The sequence below is a fragment of the Saccharopolyspora gloriosae genome (assembly GCF_014203325.1).
Taxonomy (GTDB): domain Bacteria; phylum Actinomycetota; class Actinomycetes; order Mycobacteriales; family Pseudonocardiaceae; genus Saccharopolyspora_C; species Saccharopolyspora_C gloriosae.
Map to the genome: position 1 here is coordinate 98,463 of NZ_JACHIV010000001.1, position 13,309 is coordinate 111,771.

The 13,309-nt window shown below is 63.5% G+C and carries 18 protein-coding genes; 7 read left to right on the forward strand and 11 right to left on the reverse strand.

The window, feature by feature from the left end; translation table 11 throughout:
* Positions 1 to 62: 62 nt before the first annotated feature.
* The 7 genes from BJ969_RS00490 to BJ969_RS00520 form a co-directional block, all read right to left on the reverse strand.
* Complete coding sequence (locus BJ969_RS00490) at positions 63 to 2,243, reverse strand: FtsK/SpoIIIE domain-containing protein (protein WP_184476168.1); 2,181 nt, start codon at positions 2,241 to 2,243, stop codon at positions 63 to 65.
* Positions 2,240 to 3,091 carry an ABC transporter permease gene (locus BJ969_RS00495; protein ID WP_184476171.1) on the reverse strand — a complete coding sequence of 284 codons (852 nt, stop codon included), beginning with the start codon at positions 3,089 to 3,091 and terminating at the stop codon, positions 2,240 to 2,242. Before BJ969_RS00495 ends, BJ969_RS00490 begins: the two co-directional genes overlap by 4 nt.
* A complete protein-coding gene (locus BJ969_RS00500; RefSeq protein WP_246456643.1) occupies positions 3,088 to 3,327 on the reverse strand; it encodes a hypothetical protein in 240 nt (79 codons plus the stop codon). Before BJ969_RS00500 ends, BJ969_RS00495 begins: the two co-directional genes overlap by 4 nt.
* 86 nt (positions 3,328 to 3,413) lie before the next feature.
* Positions 3,414 to 3,842, reverse strand: coding sequence for an NUDIX domain-containing protein (locus tag BJ969_RS00505; protein WP_184476173.1), 429 nt, complete (start codon positions 3,840 to 3,842; stop codon positions 3,414 to 3,416).
* Positions 3,843 to 3,871: 29 nt separating this feature from the next.
* Complete coding sequence (locus BJ969_RS00510) at positions 3,872 to 4,054, reverse strand: hypothetical protein (RefSeq protein ID WP_184476176.1); 183 nt, start codon at positions 4,052 to 4,054, stop codon at positions 3,872 to 3,874.
* A gap of 23 nt (positions 4,055 to 4,077) precedes the next feature.
* The gene (locus BJ969_RS00515) at positions 4,078 to 4,542 is read right to left on the reverse strand and encodes a DUF3307 domain-containing protein (protein ID WP_184476179.1); all 465 of its coding nucleotides are present in this window, start codon (positions 4,540 to 4,542) and stop codon (positions 4,078 to 4,080) included.
* Positions 4,542 to 4,826, reverse strand: coding sequence for a hypothetical protein (locus tag BJ969_RS00520; protein ID WP_184476182.1), 285 nt, complete (start codon positions 4,824 to 4,826; stop codon positions 4,542 to 4,544). Before BJ969_RS00520 ends, BJ969_RS00515 begins: the two co-directional genes overlap by 1 nt.
* A 164-nt stretch (positions 4,827 to 4,990) precedes the next feature.
* Between BJ969_RS00520 and BJ969_RS00525 the strand changes: the two genes are divergently transcribed.
* Positions 4,991 to 5,368, forward strand: a complete 378-nt coding sequence (locus BJ969_RS00525; protein WP_184476185.1) for a helix-turn-helix domain-containing protein — start codon at positions 4,991 to 4,993, stop codon at positions 5,366 to 5,368.
* 32 nt (positions 5,369 to 5,400) lie between these two features.
* Here BJ969_RS00525 and BJ969_RS00530 read toward each other — a convergent pair whose 3' ends face one another.
* Entirely contained in the window at positions 5,401 to 5,601 is a 201-nt protein-coding gene (locus tag BJ969_RS00530; RefSeq protein WP_184476188.1) for a hypothetical protein, read from the reverse strand.
* Positions 5,602 to 5,804: 203 nt separating this feature from the next.
* On the opposite strand from BJ969_RS00530, the gene BJ969_RS00535 reads away from it, so the two are divergent.
* Positions 5,805 to 6,545, forward strand: coding sequence for a helix-turn-helix domain-containing protein (locus BJ969_RS00535; RefSeq protein ID WP_184476191.1), 741 nt, complete (start codon positions 5,805 to 5,807; stop codon positions 6,543 to 6,545).
* Between the two features lie 10 nt (positions 6,546 to 6,555).
* Complete coding sequence (locus BJ969_RS00540) at positions 6,556 to 7,032, forward strand: NUDIX domain-containing protein (RefSeq protein WP_184476194.1); 477 nt, start codon at positions 6,556 to 6,558, stop codon at positions 7,030 to 7,032.
* Here BJ969_RS00540 and BJ969_RS00545 read toward each other — a convergent pair.
* Positions 7,020 to 7,571 carry an HD domain-containing protein gene (locus BJ969_RS00545; RefSeq protein WP_184476197.1) on the reverse strand — a complete coding sequence of 184 codons (552 nt, stop codon included), beginning with the start codon at positions 7,569 to 7,571 and terminating at the stop codon, positions 7,020 to 7,022. The two genes, BJ969_RS00540 and BJ969_RS00545, sit on opposite strands and share 13 nt — an antisense overlap.
* 483 nt (positions 7,572 to 8,054) lie before the next feature.
* Here BJ969_RS00545 and BJ969_RS00550 point away from each other — a divergent pair, with 483 nt between their 5' ends.
* The 3 genes from BJ969_RS00550 (at position 8,055) to BJ969_RS00560 (ending at position 8,980) form a co-directional block, all read left to right on the forward strand.
* Complete coding sequence (locus BJ969_RS00550) at positions 8,055 to 8,246, forward strand: MerR family DNA-binding transcriptional regulator (RefSeq protein WP_343071156.1); 192 nt, start codon at positions 8,055 to 8,057, stop codon at positions 8,244 to 8,246.
* A gap of 66 nt (positions 8,247 to 8,312) precedes the next feature.
* On the forward strand, positions 8,313 to 8,552 hold the full coding sequence (locus tag BJ969_RS00555; RefSeq protein ID WP_184476200.1) for a hypothetical protein: 240 nt from the start codon (positions 8,313 to 8,315) through the stop codon (positions 8,550 to 8,552).
* Complete coding sequence (locus BJ969_RS00560; protein WP_221315666.1) at positions 8,549 to 8,980, forward strand: hypothetical protein; 432 nt, start codon at positions 8,549 to 8,551, stop codon at positions 8,978 to 8,980. The genes BJ969_RS00555 and BJ969_RS00560 overlap by 4 nt, the downstream gene beginning before the upstream one ends.
* A 41-nt stretch (positions 8,981 to 9,021) precedes the next feature.
* Here BJ969_RS00560 and BJ969_RS30715 read toward each other — a convergent pair whose 3' ends face one another.
* Together BJ969_RS30715 and BJ969_RS00570 are read right to left on the reverse strand one after the other, a co-directional pair.
* Entirely contained in the window at positions 9,022 to 10,419 is a 1,398-nt protein-coding gene (locus tag BJ969_RS30715; RefSeq protein WP_184476203.1) for a pentapeptide repeat-containing protein, read from the reverse strand.
* Between the two features lie 1,022 nt (positions 10,420 to 11,441).
* Positions 11,442 to 11,864, reverse strand: a complete 423-nt coding sequence (locus tag BJ969_RS00570; RefSeq protein WP_184476206.1) for a hypothetical protein — start codon at positions 11,862 to 11,864, stop codon at positions 11,442 to 11,444.
* 857 nt (positions 11,865 to 12,721) lie between these two features.
* Here BJ969_RS00570 and BJ969_RS00575 point away from each other — a divergent pair.
* Positions 12,722 to 13,126: a hypothetical protein gene (locus BJ969_RS00575; protein ID WP_184476209.1), complete on the forward strand. Its 405-nt coding sequence runs from the start codon at positions 12,722 to 12,724 to the stop codon at positions 13,124 to 13,126.
* Positions 13,127 to 13,309 lie beyond the last annotated feature (183 nt).

Here is a 13,309-nt window from a genome sequence, read left to right on the forward strand (position 1 = left end):
GTGTCTAGCGGGGTCTCTAGACCTAGAGGCGGCACCGTCTAGGGCTAGAGACCCGCCGGGGGCTATCCGGCATCGCGATGACGGTTACGTTCCGTGACTTCTTCGGTGATGTCGGCGCGGGTGATGCCGATGCGGCTCGCACCCTTGCCCTCGTCGGTTGTGCCCCAGACCTGCCCGGTGCGGATGCCGTGGCGCTTCAGTGCGGCGGTGAGGTCGGCAGCCTCCCGATAGGTGCCGTAGACGTCGGGTCGCAGTTCGTAGAGGCGTGCGATGACGCGTTCGTTCCAGACCTTCTTCTCCATCTCCGGCACTACGGTGAGGACGTCCTCAAGCAGCGTGTCCCGGCGGGAGTCCTGTTCGGACTGAAGCTGCTCGCCGATGGCATGGCCTGTCAGGGTCCCGGCCTGCTCGCGCAGGTGTCGGGCGTAGGCCACGACCTTGTCTGAGGCTGGTCCGTCGAGTCCGGCGACGCTGCGCACGATCTGCGCTTCGCTGCCTTCGCCGACGAGGTAGCCGATTCCCTTGTCGTCCCACGCGAACGTCGTGGCCCGCACGCCCTGCTTGTACTTCGACGTGCCCAAGACCATGTCGTTTTCGGTCTGTCCCTGGACCTTCAGGCAAAGGCGGGTCGAGACGTTGGCGCTGATGCCGGTGGGCAGGGATTTCGCGTCGGGGCGTTGGGTGGCGAGCATCAAGATGATGCCCAGCGCCGGGCCGCGTTTCACGAGGTCGGTGCAGATCGCTTCGAGCTCTTCGCCGAAGTCGGGGTGCTCGAACCACACCTGGCACTCATCGACCCCGATCACGATGGGGTGCAGCCGCAGCGTCTTGTTGCTGGCCAGGTCGGGGGTGACCTTGTTCTCCGGTGCCAGGCCCTGCTTCGCCAGGTCCCGGATCAGCTTCGCGCGGCGGCGCAGCTCGTCGCGTAGTGCTCGCAGGTCGGTGACGGCCTTGTCGATCTCCTCCGGTTCGTCCCCTACCCCGTGGACGTGGGTGACCGGTTCCAGCGGGTCGAGGTCGCCGGTGCCTTTGAGGTCGTAGGTGTGCAGCTCCGCCCGTGGATCGAGGGCGGCGATCAGCAGCAGCTCGCGGAGAGCGAACGTCTTGCCCATGCGGGGAATCGCCCCGATGACCACCGAGGTGAACATCAGCCGCAGATCCACCCACCGGCCACGCTGATCGGTCCCGAACGGCTGAGACTGGAACAGATCGACCCGGTTTCCCTTGCGCAGCGCCCAAGCGGGCTGGGTCGCCTTACGCATGTCCTGATCGCCCACCCACAGGATCAGGCGTCCGGCGTGTTCGGCGTTGTCGGCCTCCGGCCACACGCAGCCCAACGGGCGCCGGAGCCCGGAGGCGAGTTTGGCGCGACGCTCCATGATGTCGCCCGGCGTCACCCCCGGCGGCAGATCGATGTCCGCACGCCAGCCCTTGCCATCGCGAGCGATCGGACGCGGGAACCCGACCCCGGTTCCGCCCTTGCCCAATGCCTGGTTGATTAGCGAGATCCCCAGCGATGCCAGTGCGGTTTCGACGGCGCCGGAGGTGAGCTTGGGGACCTTGGTGGACTCCACCGCTCGCGACGCGATCGGCTTGTCAGAAGGCGCTCCCAACCAGCCGAGTCCCGCCAGCGCGAGCGCGACCGTGGCCCACTGTGCGGCGGCGGGAAGCACGGCATGACCGAGCAGGATCGCGGCCAACCCCACGGCGCCGAGGCCGGCGGCCAGGAACGCGCGAGCACGGACCCGCCCGTCCCGCTGCTGCGAGAGCTTCAGGTACTCGGCGGCGTCCTCCCGCCGCGCCGACGCGAGCCGCACCGGGAGGCCCTCGGCATCACCGATCCACCGCAACAGACCGCCGACCATCCGGAGCGATCCTGCGGGGATCCGCATGACGACCCGAGTGACGTAGACCGGGCACCGCACGGCGTGGAACCCGGCACTGTGTCCGGCGTAGCCCAGCGCCCACCGTGCGGTGGCCCGGAACTCCTCGGCGTCCTTGGCCCAGGCCGGGAGGATGGGGAGTCGCTTATCGGCACGAACCAGGGCCGAACCGGGCTCGGATTTCGTCGGCTGGCCCACCTGTGGCGGCTTGACGATCTCGCCGTCGATCACCTCCGTCTCGGCCGACTCGGTCGCGGGCTGCTCGGTGTTGGGCGTGGTGACCCGTTCGGAAGGCAGGTGCAGGACTCGGGCGGTCTGCTGCTCGTCCTGGTCGTGGTGCTGTTCGTCGTGGTCGGTCATGGGGTCACCTCCGGGTGGTCGGTGTGCAGCAGGTGAGTCAGGGCCGCGCCCATGCCGAGTACGGCGACCGGCAGGCACGCGACCAGGGTGGTGATCCACCAGGGGGCTGCGGTCATGCCTGCGGCGGTCATCAGGTGGTAAGCGACCTGCCCGAGCGCGCCGAGCCCCAGCGAGCCGAGCGCGGAGACCTGGGCGAACCGGCGTGCCCTGTGCGGGACCTGGCCGGACAGCCACACCCGCAGGGCATAAGCGGCGTAGGTCTCGACTCCGATGGGGAGGGTGATCGCGGTGTTGAGTTCGAGCCCGTCCCAGATGCCCGGAAGCGGGTGCACGATGCCGAACCCGGTGAGTCCGCCGAGGCCGACCCAGCCGGACCAGATCGCCACGAACGCGGGCAACGCCAGCAACAGCACCGGCCAACGCGAAACCGGCTTGCCCACGGTCGGGGGCTCCGGGTTCGTGATCTTGCTGACCTGCTCCGGGGCCATCGGCTCCGCCTGGTCGTCGGTGGCCGGAGTCTCGGGCTCGTCGCGCTCGGCGGGGCCGGGATCGGCGGGTTCCGGCTCCGGGCCGTTCTCTTCGGCGTGGTCCTCGGCGGGCGGCTTTGCCGCCTGCCCGGCGGAGTCGTTCGAGTCCGGTTCGGAGACCAGGTGCAGCCGGACCGGGTTCGGTTCCGGGGTGGTTTCGGCGAGCAGGTCCAGCACGGTGTTGGCCTTCTTTGCCCCGATCCGCAGTTCCGACATGAGCCGGTTCCGCGACGGCAGTTCACCGAGGTCGGCGGCGAGCTGCCGGGCCTGCGGCACGAGGTCTTCGATCGGGATCGGGTAGGCGCTCTTGGCGGTGGTCACCGGGCCACCTCCCGCAGCAGGCGCGGGGCGGGGACGCGGTCACCCAGGTGCTCGACGGCGAGCATCACGCCCTTCAGCAGCACGATCACGGCGAACGCGGCGAGGGCGGTGGTGCGCACCAGCCCTGAGGCCAGTGACAGCGCTACCAACAGCACGGCGGGCAGCACGCCCCACCGCAACGCCTGGAACGTCACCCGCACGGGCGGACTCACGATCCGGAACAGGCGCACTAGCATCGGAATCCTCCTGATTGATCACGAGATGGGTTGGGAGCCCCGGCCCAGCGCGGTTCTTGGCGGGATTGGCTGGGCCGGGGGCACCGCTAGCGGGAGTGGCGGCGCAGCGCGTCGCGCACGATCAGGTCGTGGTCGAACGCCAGACGGCGGGACAGCGCGATCTCGACGGGCATCCAGCGCGCGTCTCGCGCGTCGTCTCCGGCGGTGGCCTGCGGCATGGTCGGCAGCAGCGCGGTGAAGGCCACAGAGATCACTCGGCCGCGCGGGTCGCGCTCGGGCTCGTCGTAGACGCCGACCTGGTCCAGGTGCCCGGTGGTCAGGCCGGTCTCTTCGGTCAGCTCGCGGCGGGCGGCGGTGATGAACCGCTCCCCGTTGTCGACATAGCCACCCGGAAGCGCCCAGTGCCCCGCGAACGGCGTCCAACCCCTGCGGATGAGCAGCACGTGTCGCACTCCGCCGGACTCGGCGAACAGGACGATGTCGGTGGTCAGGCTGGCGTTGGTGATCTCAGACAAAGCAGTGCCCTTTCGGCCGTAGTTCGGGTTCAGTCGAAGGTGATGTCGCCGGTGATGACTCCGGCTTGGATGCCGACCACGCCACCGCGGTTGACGTTCACGACGGTGCCGCCGGGTTCGGTGATCGCCAGGTCGTCACGGTGCTCGCCCCGGGCGAGGTCATCGGCGGTGTAGGTCCGGCCTCCGATGTGGACGGTGAAGTTCTTAGGCATGGCTCCTCCTGGTGTTGCGGTGGTCAGAGAACGGCGGTGAGCAGGGCGGCCACAGCCAGCCACAGCCAGTGCCAGGACTGATCGAGCGCGTAAGCGCCGGTGCCCAAACTCGGGTTGTCGTCGCGACCGGTACGGGGTACGCCGAAGCGGTAGAACTCCCCGTTCCCGCACCACTCGGCGAGCGTCGCGAGCGTGAACCGGCGATCGGCCCAGTAGTGGGTGACCGCGCTGACCACCTGGCCGACGACGAACCCGGCCGGGCTGATCGGCAAGCCGAGCACCGCCCACAGCAGCGCGACCGTTCCGGCCGTGGCGGCGGTGTAGGACAGCACGTGCGCCGCACAGGAGAACCGCCCCAGCCAGTCCGGACGGCCCTTGTTCGCCGCCTGGTGCGAGGTCTGCAACCAGTGATCAGCGACGTGATGCGCCACCAGCAGCGCGGGCAGAACCGCAGCGAAGATCAGAGCGGGTTCGAGGTGCACGGCCATCACGCGGCCTCCCCGTCCAGCTCCCCCGCCGGAACCTCGGCAGCAGCGGAAACCAGGCGCAACACCGAGTTCCCGACGCGCCGTTGGTAGCGACGCAGCCGGACCCGCTCACCTGAACCCAACTCCGACCAGACGAACGGCGCCACCAGCGGCTCCGGCGAACCCAACTCCTCGGCGACGACCGCCTCCCAGTGGTCCCGCACGTGCAGGCGGTCCCACTCAGGCAAAGCGGCCTCGCAAAAGGCCAGGTCAATTGCGGAAAAGTCGTAGTCGTGAGGGGACATCCCTCAGCCTCCTTCCAAGCGATGTCGATAAAAGTAGCGCTACTAGTAGCGCTACACAAGATCGACGATGCCGCTGAACCGAAGGTTCGCGTGCACAGGTGGGCTCTTGATCGGTTGAAGCGCTATGATTTGCGCTGGTAGTAGCGGGTTCGGGGGAGGCTTACGTGGGCAAGCACTGGGACGCCGTAGCGACCGCCATCAACACCCGATTGGCCGAGTTGGACTTGACCCAGCGAGAGCTAGCGGAGCGGTCCGGTGTCAGCACGGCGACCCTGCGACAGCTCCAGAACAACTACGAGCCGCGCCGCCGGAGCCCGCGAACCTTGGCGGCGATCTCCGAAGGGCTCCGCTGGCCCGCTGATCACTTGGCCCAGGTGCTCGAAGGAGAAGTCTCGCGCGAAGACACCGGGACTCTCCGGTCCGACGTCGCTCGCCTCTCCCATGAGCTGACCGATGCCCGCACCGAGATCGACGATCTCCGGGCGGAAGTTCGGCAGCTCGGCACCAAGTTGAGCGACATCGAAGCGCGCGACGCTCGCTGAGCGCGCCCACAAGGAAAACGGAGTGCGCAACATTAGCTGACCTCACCGAAGAAGGTCATCAAGGACTTGCCTGCGCTCCCAATTCCCCCCGCCACTGACGTCACGAAGTGGGCCGCCGCCACCGGGCTCTGGATGACCGTCGCGAGCGCCGCGAACAGGAACAGGACGCCGATCAGCTTCGAGAGCGGGCCGCCGCCGGCCTTCGGTGCTCCGGGGATTGCGTTCTTCGCCATTGCTGCCTCCTAGGTCCGTCCGCACCGCGTATCGGTGCTGGTCTTTCCTTGCTGGCACCAATTTGACCGGGAACGCGCGGACGTTCCCACGGGTATTTGCTGGTCATTTGCAGACGTCCTGGGCGGGATATACCGTCCCAGCTGATCCCCCGAGGCGTCCCAAAACGCCCGGAGAACGTCCCGAAACGTCCCTTGGAGGTGTGGTGGCGAACGAGCGCCTGCGCGCAGCCACTCGCGCCGTCAACCTCACGATTGAGGAAGTCGCGAAGGCTGTCGACGTCGATCCGAAGACTGCCGAACGCTGGATCACGAAGGAACGGGTTCCACATCGGAAGACCCGTCGCGAGGTCGCGGAACTGCTCAACGTCGCCGAGGTCCAGCTCTGGCCCTCGCTAGCGGATGACCTGCACACATCGCCCAGCGACAACACCGAGTTGGTGCACCTCTACCCATCCCGCTCGGCGGTGCCGTTCGCGCTGTGGACAGAGCTGATCGCTGGCGTGCGGGAACGCATGGAGGTGCTGGTCTTCTCCGGTCAGTTCCTCGTCGAGCAGCACGACATCCTTCCGCTGGTGAAGCAGAAAGCGGAGTCGGGCGCACATGTCCGCTTCGCCGTGGGAGATGAAACGTCCCCAGCCGTCATTCAGCGGGCCGTCGAGGAAGGCACGACCGGCGGCCTGGAAGGTCGTATTCAGCTGATGCGGCGGTACCTGAGCAAGGTCTCCAGCTTGCCGAACGTTGAAGTCCGCACGCACGGAACGATCCTGTACAACTCGCTCTACCGCTTCGATGACCAGCTGCTCGTCAACGGGCACGCTTTCGGGGCGCTCGCCGGGGAGTGCCCCGTGATGCACCTGCGGAAGGTTCCCGACGGGCCGATGTGGGAGCACTACATGCAGTCCTTCGAGCGGGTCTGGAAAGAAGCCGAATCCGACACGCTGTGAGGAGAAGCCAGTGGCTCGCGTCGACTACTTCAACGACCCGGACGCGCCGAAGGCGAATTCGGTGGTCCCGTCCGTCACCGCGGTGATCCGCAACGCCGCTGGCGAGGTGCTGTTGATCCACAAGGTCGACAACGACCTGTGGGCGCTGCCCGGCGGCGGCCATGACGCGGGGGAGTCCATCACGGACACCGTGGTGCGGGAAGTTCAGGAAGAGACCGGCCTGGACGTCGAGGTCATGCGGCTGGTCGGCACCTACACCGATCCGCGCCACGTCATGGCCTACACCGATGGCGAAGTGCGGCAACAGTTCTCGCTGTGCTTCGAAGCTCGCTGGACCGGCGGTCGGCCGCGGGAAGACGGCAGCGAAACCAAGGCGGTCCGCTGGGTCGCCCCAGCGGACCTCGATCAGCTGACCATTCACGCGTCGATGCGCCTGCGGATCGATCATGCCCTGGACGAGACCCGAACGCAGCCCTACTTGGGCTGATCCTCGGCCAGCCGCCGTTCCGTGCGCGCCACGGCTTCAGCGAGCACCGGGCGTGCCTTGATCCAGGTGCGGTGCACGGGGTCATCTGGGGCGTACCGGCTCAGAATCTCGTCGATCCGCCCGGAGTAGGTCAGCCGTTGGCCGGCGGGGCCGGTCGTGAGATCAGCGGTTACCAGGGCGTCGAGCAAGGCGGAGTCCTCGAACGGGAACTCTGCGAGTTCGTGGTCAAGTCCGCGTTCGGCTGCTTCGAACCGGGCGCCGGAGTGGTGCGCCACGAGGTTCACGATGCGCTCCGGCCACTGCTGTTCCCGCAGGTATCGGGCACCGTCCAGCGGGTGGAAGCGGGTATGCCCGACCTCCTCGGCATATCCGATGTCGTGCAGCCAGGCCGCCGCGATCAGCGTGTCGCGGTCCTCGGGAGGCAGCGCTTCCTGTAACTCCGTCGCGCGGGAGGCGACGGCTTGAACGTGCAGCCAGCGCCGGCCGAGCGGCGCGACGAAACGTTCGGCCGTCTCGGCAGCTTGCGGTACCAACTCCATGCGTGCTCACGCTACCTTTCGATTCGTGCCCTGACGTGCACGTGACTGCGGTAGACCCCTGCCCAAGACGCGCTCGGCATAGGGCTTCTCATGGCGCCCTGAGATCACCGGAGAGCTAGTTTCCCGGTCGGCGGGGGATGACGGGAGGGGCACAAGCAGCCTCACGCTCGCGGCGCTCGGCCATGCACCACTCCTGAAAGTCCTCATAAGTCGGGAACCGCCCCACCTGAATCCGCCGCAACGGCTCAGCTTCCCGAAGCTCCCCGGTCAGTCGCCGGACGTACTCCGTCCCGCCGTAGACCTGAACCTCCCGGCCGTGCGGCCACACGTACATCCACCCGCCGACCCCAACCACCCACGTACTGCGATCCACCAGCCACCCCCAAAACGGACATTGAGGCCAAGTAGGCCAACTGTAAGGCCAATGAGGCCATGCAGGCCAGAGAGGCAGCAGAGGACACGCCGCAGCCATACGTTCAGCACGTGACCAAGCGGCTGCTGTCCTCCGGCGAGCTGGCGAAGGAGCTAGGAATCTCCCGCCGCTCCATCAGCCGCTACGCCGACGAAGGTTTGATCTCGGTCGCGCTCGTGACTCCTGGGGGTCGCTACAAGTTTGATCTCGACGTTGTCCGCGCAGAACTTCGCAAGGCTGCGCAAGGGCGAGGCCACGCTTAGGAAGTCGCGGCACGCTTAGTGGTGCCACCCTGTCGCTTTCGGTAGCGTTCGGAATACACTGCGTGCATGGATATCGGCGTGGTCGTTGATCTTGCGGCAGGCACTGTTGCCCCTTTGTCCAGCGTGGTCGCGCTGCTGGTTGCCGCAAGCGCGACATTCGCAGCGAGATGGACGCCGAAAAATCCCGCCGAATCACGAGACGACGTCGGTTTGGTCGAAATCGATGTTGATGATCCGCGCCAGGCTGAGGAGTTTGTAAAGGGCTACTTGCAGCGCCATCCTGTGAATCGGGGTTCGGCGAAATGACTCAAGGCGTAAGTGGTTCGCAAATCGAGCAGAATGCGACAACCGCCCCTAAAGGGAAATACAATTCTTTTCCTGCTGCGGGAGTCGGGGGGTTTGGTAGCGGATCGGCGGTAGTTTCGTTGGCCCATTATATTGGCCTGCAAACCATGCTTGGGCAGGTTCTTGTTCTCCTGACGCCAGTCGTTACTGTGCTCGGAAGCTCGGCATTTTTTCAGCTAAAGCTTCGGCTTGAGTGGTACAATGAACGATCTCAAGTAAAGCGGGCGCGAAAAACTTTGGAGGATCAGCTAAACTATCCGCACACTTCGGCATCCCACAAGCGCGAAATACAAAAGCTTCTCGAAAAGTTGGATCACTCTGAGGCTGAGAATGAATTTGCGCGAATCAAAGCGACAGGAAATGCTGGAGTTCGACGACTGTTGGATTGAGTCCGAGCGTTGGCCGGCGCTGATCGGCGTCGGAACAGTGATCAATTCTCGACCCCTCTTGGTATCATAGCCATGAGAACTCTTTCGTAGTTATCTTCTATTTCGTTATCCACTAGTTGTGCCTCCCAGTTGGGAATTGAGCTCCACACTTCCCCTGTTGTTCTTGCGAACGCATATGAATCATGGAAATGCGCAAGCGAATGAAAGCGACAGCTGCCAAACCATGCCTCCCTGGGGATCTCCGAAGGATGCGCCGCTTTCGCGTCTAGAAACTGAGCTTGATCAAACGATGCATCCTTGTAAAAATCAACATGGGCAAACTTTGCACCCTCGCCGAAGTAGGCATTTCGAAATGATGCGTCGCCATGAAATGATGCCGATCGAAATATAGCCATCTCATTGAAAGTGGCGTCCCCGAAGTTTGCTCCATCAAAGAATTCGACGCTGGAAAAGTTGACGCCGTCGAATACCGTGCCAGTGGACCAAAGTTCACCTTCAAAGCTGGCCCCCTTAAATGTTACCCCTCCGAAAAATCGTGACTCATCAAATGACGCCTCTCCTTTGAAGCGAGATCCAACAAAGTACGTGCCGCCGACGAAACGGGTTTCCCTGAACTGTGCAGATCGAACACAACATTGATCCATCGACCACTGAAACAATGTAGCCTCAGACAAGTCGAGGTCAATGTCTTCCCAGAATTGGTTTCCTGAGTCTTTATCTTGCCGACTTGGCCGGATGTGCGAGCCAATCAGGCGCTGCACTGTCTGCCGCACCTGGATTTCTTGAATAGCTTCCTCGTCCTGGATTGCCAGTTCCGGCTTCGGCTGACGGCTCACGAAAGCAGCTAACCCTGGACTTTCCGTTTCAAAATACTGACCATCGAGTTCGAATATGCTCACCCGGGGGCGGATTTCCCTCTTGCGTTTCTCTTCAAGGTTTTCTATCGGACTGGTATCTCTTTCGAAGTTACTTGGAGAGAATGGCATTCGTAAATATGAACACATTAAGTCAACGATTGTCTGTCGGTGAATTGGATTCGCTTGTCCCAGTCTCTCTAGTGCATATAGACCCGCCATCCGAACCGGGGCCTTGTCTGATCCAAGTTGTTCAGCGGCGGCAGCGTAGAGCTCGGTGACCCGGCGCTCTGTGGCGTCATGTTCGGTGGCGACTGCGGTCCGGGCTTTCTGGGCGAGGTCAAGCTCCGTCGTGCGTTGTCGACGTGCGGCTAAAAACAGGGCAACGGCTCCACCTGTGCCGACAACGATGCTTCCGGCTAGCTTGATGATCTCTAGCTGGATCTTGTCTTGCGCACTGCCGCCGCCGTAGAGGCTGAGAAGTAGCCAGACCGCGAGTGTCCCGACTACTAGCAAGACGGCAGCGCCAGCCCAGATCGACCAAGCAGGCATCACGGGCACGTGCTCGGGTTCGTCGTCCGTCACACGGCCGCGCTTCCGTAGGAAACTGAACATAAGTGGGAGCGTGCCAGACGATCACTAACCGCGGGCCATATTTTCACCGATCTAGTTCTGAGCTTTCGCTTGGCCTGCCGCTCAGCAGGGCTGCCCGGCATCGCGGGTTAGCCCGATGGTGCCGGTTGCGCTTACGGTTGCATTCGTTGGAGTTCGTCCGCGCTCGCGTCTGTGGGAGAAGTATCGCTCGTCAGTCACAACGACCACCGTGAACGTTATCGAACAGGACAGAGCTCGAAAGCGAGAGCCCGGAGGCTTGGCTGGGTAGTGTTAGTGCGGACGCATGATGGAGCGTCTGGTCAGTCGTTGGCCACATTGATCGATGCCACGAAGTTTTCGCACTTCAGAGCTCTGTGGGCGGTACTCTGTAAATAAGCCGCGGAAGCTTCGGAGATTCGAATCCTCGGCCCTGGTACACCCGGCGACGTGGGGAACGATTGTGCAGAGGCGGAGGACGACAGGCTAGGCCCACAGTCAGTCTCAGTTCTAGTCTCATCTGCTCGAATACGGGACCGTTCAGGCATGATCCCTGGCCAGCCTTTACGGACGTGCTGAACGGCCCCGCGCCAACCCGAGCCCGCGAAAGCGAGCGCCCTGAAAGGGGTGATGTCACATTATCTTCTTGCGAAAAAATGGATCCCGGCAGGTAGTCCCGCCGGGATCCATGGTGCTTAGTCGCCAGTTGGGATCGCGCACTGAATCGTGAGAGCTGCGCAGGTTTTTCTGCTGATCAAACTGGGCGACTGAAAATAAGCTTCCCTGTCCCGTACTGCACTGGCGCTACGAGATAGCAAGCCATGAACATTGCGGAGGTTCCGCTCGTGAGGCCCACGACGAGAGCAACGATCGGACATATCACCGATACTACGGTGAGCCATGCCTTTTCGGGCCTGGTGGGAGTGCTCGTCCGTTCCAGTACAAGCATGTGCGTAACCAGGGCCAGGATCGAGCTCAAGGTGAATATGCCCAAGATTAGTGAATTCATGGGATTCTCAGTCGTGATCCGTCGGGCATTTCCAGTAATATCCCTGTGTGCTCGCGCTATCTGTGCCGGGGTCCTCGTTGTGTACCTTCACGCATCCCAAGGACTCCATTTTCTGGTCGCTGGTCATGTTGGCGAATCGGCGGATCTCACTTTGCAGGTATGCTCGATCCTCGGGGCTAAGATTCTTTTCTGCTTCTTTGGCCTCTTGGAGTGCACACCCGGCGGAAACGGCCACGCCGACCCAGCCCGCCGCGCGAGCTGCCACCGCTCGTGCCATAGAAGCGGCGCTCAGGCCGAAGCCCGTCAGGGAACTGCAAATCATAGGGTCGTAACTGGCTGGCTGCACGTCAGGAATGACGCTTTCTGGTGTTGCAGCTTTTTCCGTATCGCTCAACCTAGCCCCCTGGGCTGCAATGCTGTTTTGGTTCATTAATTCCAGTATCCGATTCAACGCGATACCGTGCCGTATCGTGCCAGTTGTCATCGTCCAGTTGGCAGCGATGGTTAAGTGTCACCCGAACGGAGTACGAGGGGCGCGTTCTGAGTGCTTAGCTGGGCGTTCACGTCCTCACGGATGTGGGCTGCGGGCCAAGCTCGTGTGGTAGCGGGCCGTTACAGCCTCGGCCTCGTGTACGTGCTGTTCAAGGACTTGCGCCCATGCCAGCCTACTGACACCGCCGTCGTCGATCTGCAAGACAGTAGGTCGGCGGCCCGCTGTATCGGGAACGCAGACCTCACCGTCCGGTTGCAGCGAGCCCCAAGAAGCAGGTTTAACGTGCGCTGTGCCAAATCTGTGCCCAGATTCGAGCTAGAGCCAGCATCTTTGCAGTTCAGCGCCCCGCGTCGCGTGGTCTGTAAATCAGCCGCGCAAGCTTCAGGGGTTCGATACCTTCACCGGGCACACCAAATGGAGCGGCCCGGTGGCCTGCCGGTACACGTCGCCGGGCTGTTGTGCGTTGTACGGCTGCAACCGGCTTCGTGCTAGGTCGAGCTCCCCGAGCCTTACGGCTTGCCTGTGGGGCGACCGCCGAGCGTTGACAATACTTCGACGCCAGGCGCCGACCGTGGTGTACGGGCGCAGGGTCTCCGTGGCTACGCGGTGGGTGTCGCCGACCAGCTGGCTTGTCTCCGCAGCATTAAGCCTCCCAAGGGGCTGATGCATGGATCTTGTGGAACAGCCACATAACGGCCGCTCTTGTGGGTACCGTGACGATCAAGCCCCCACTGGGGTGTTGTTTTGGTAAACGAGTGATGTAAAGGCTCCGCTGTAGCCTTGCAGGAGGAAAAATGGTAGCCGTTGACAGCTCCCGCGAGCTTGAAAAGATTCGTATTGCGGTCCAGTCTTCCGATCCTACGGTCCCTCAATTTGATCGCGCCGCTGCGGAGCAGGCCGGACTGCAGCCTGAGTTCGCAGACGAATTTGAGCGGTCCTTTTATCAGAGTGCTGACGAGCTGAAGAAGTCGTCAGACCCTAGCTACAAACAGCAGTCCCCGTCGGTGCGGGGGTCGCTGCTTCCTGATTGGGCCAACTGCGCAATCGCCATCGCAGGGCTCGCCGGAGCCACTGTGGGCGCGGTTGCGGCTATTTTCGCTTCGGGTGGCACCTTGGCTTTCGCGCTGGCGACGTATGGCCTGTCCGGGGCCAGCGTGCTGGGTTCGTGCTACGACGAGCACGGCAATCCCGTGGTTTGAGGTGCTGATGAAACGCATACCGTCACGATTGCTGGTAGCCGCGACTGTCATCCTGGCGCTAGCGCTGGTCGCCTTGCTGTCGACGACCGCTTCGTCGTCCTTGCTTCCGGGGCCGGTCTTGTGGGGACTCGTAGTCCTTGTCGTGCTCCTGCTCGGCGCAAGCTTGACCGAGCTTGGCAGGCG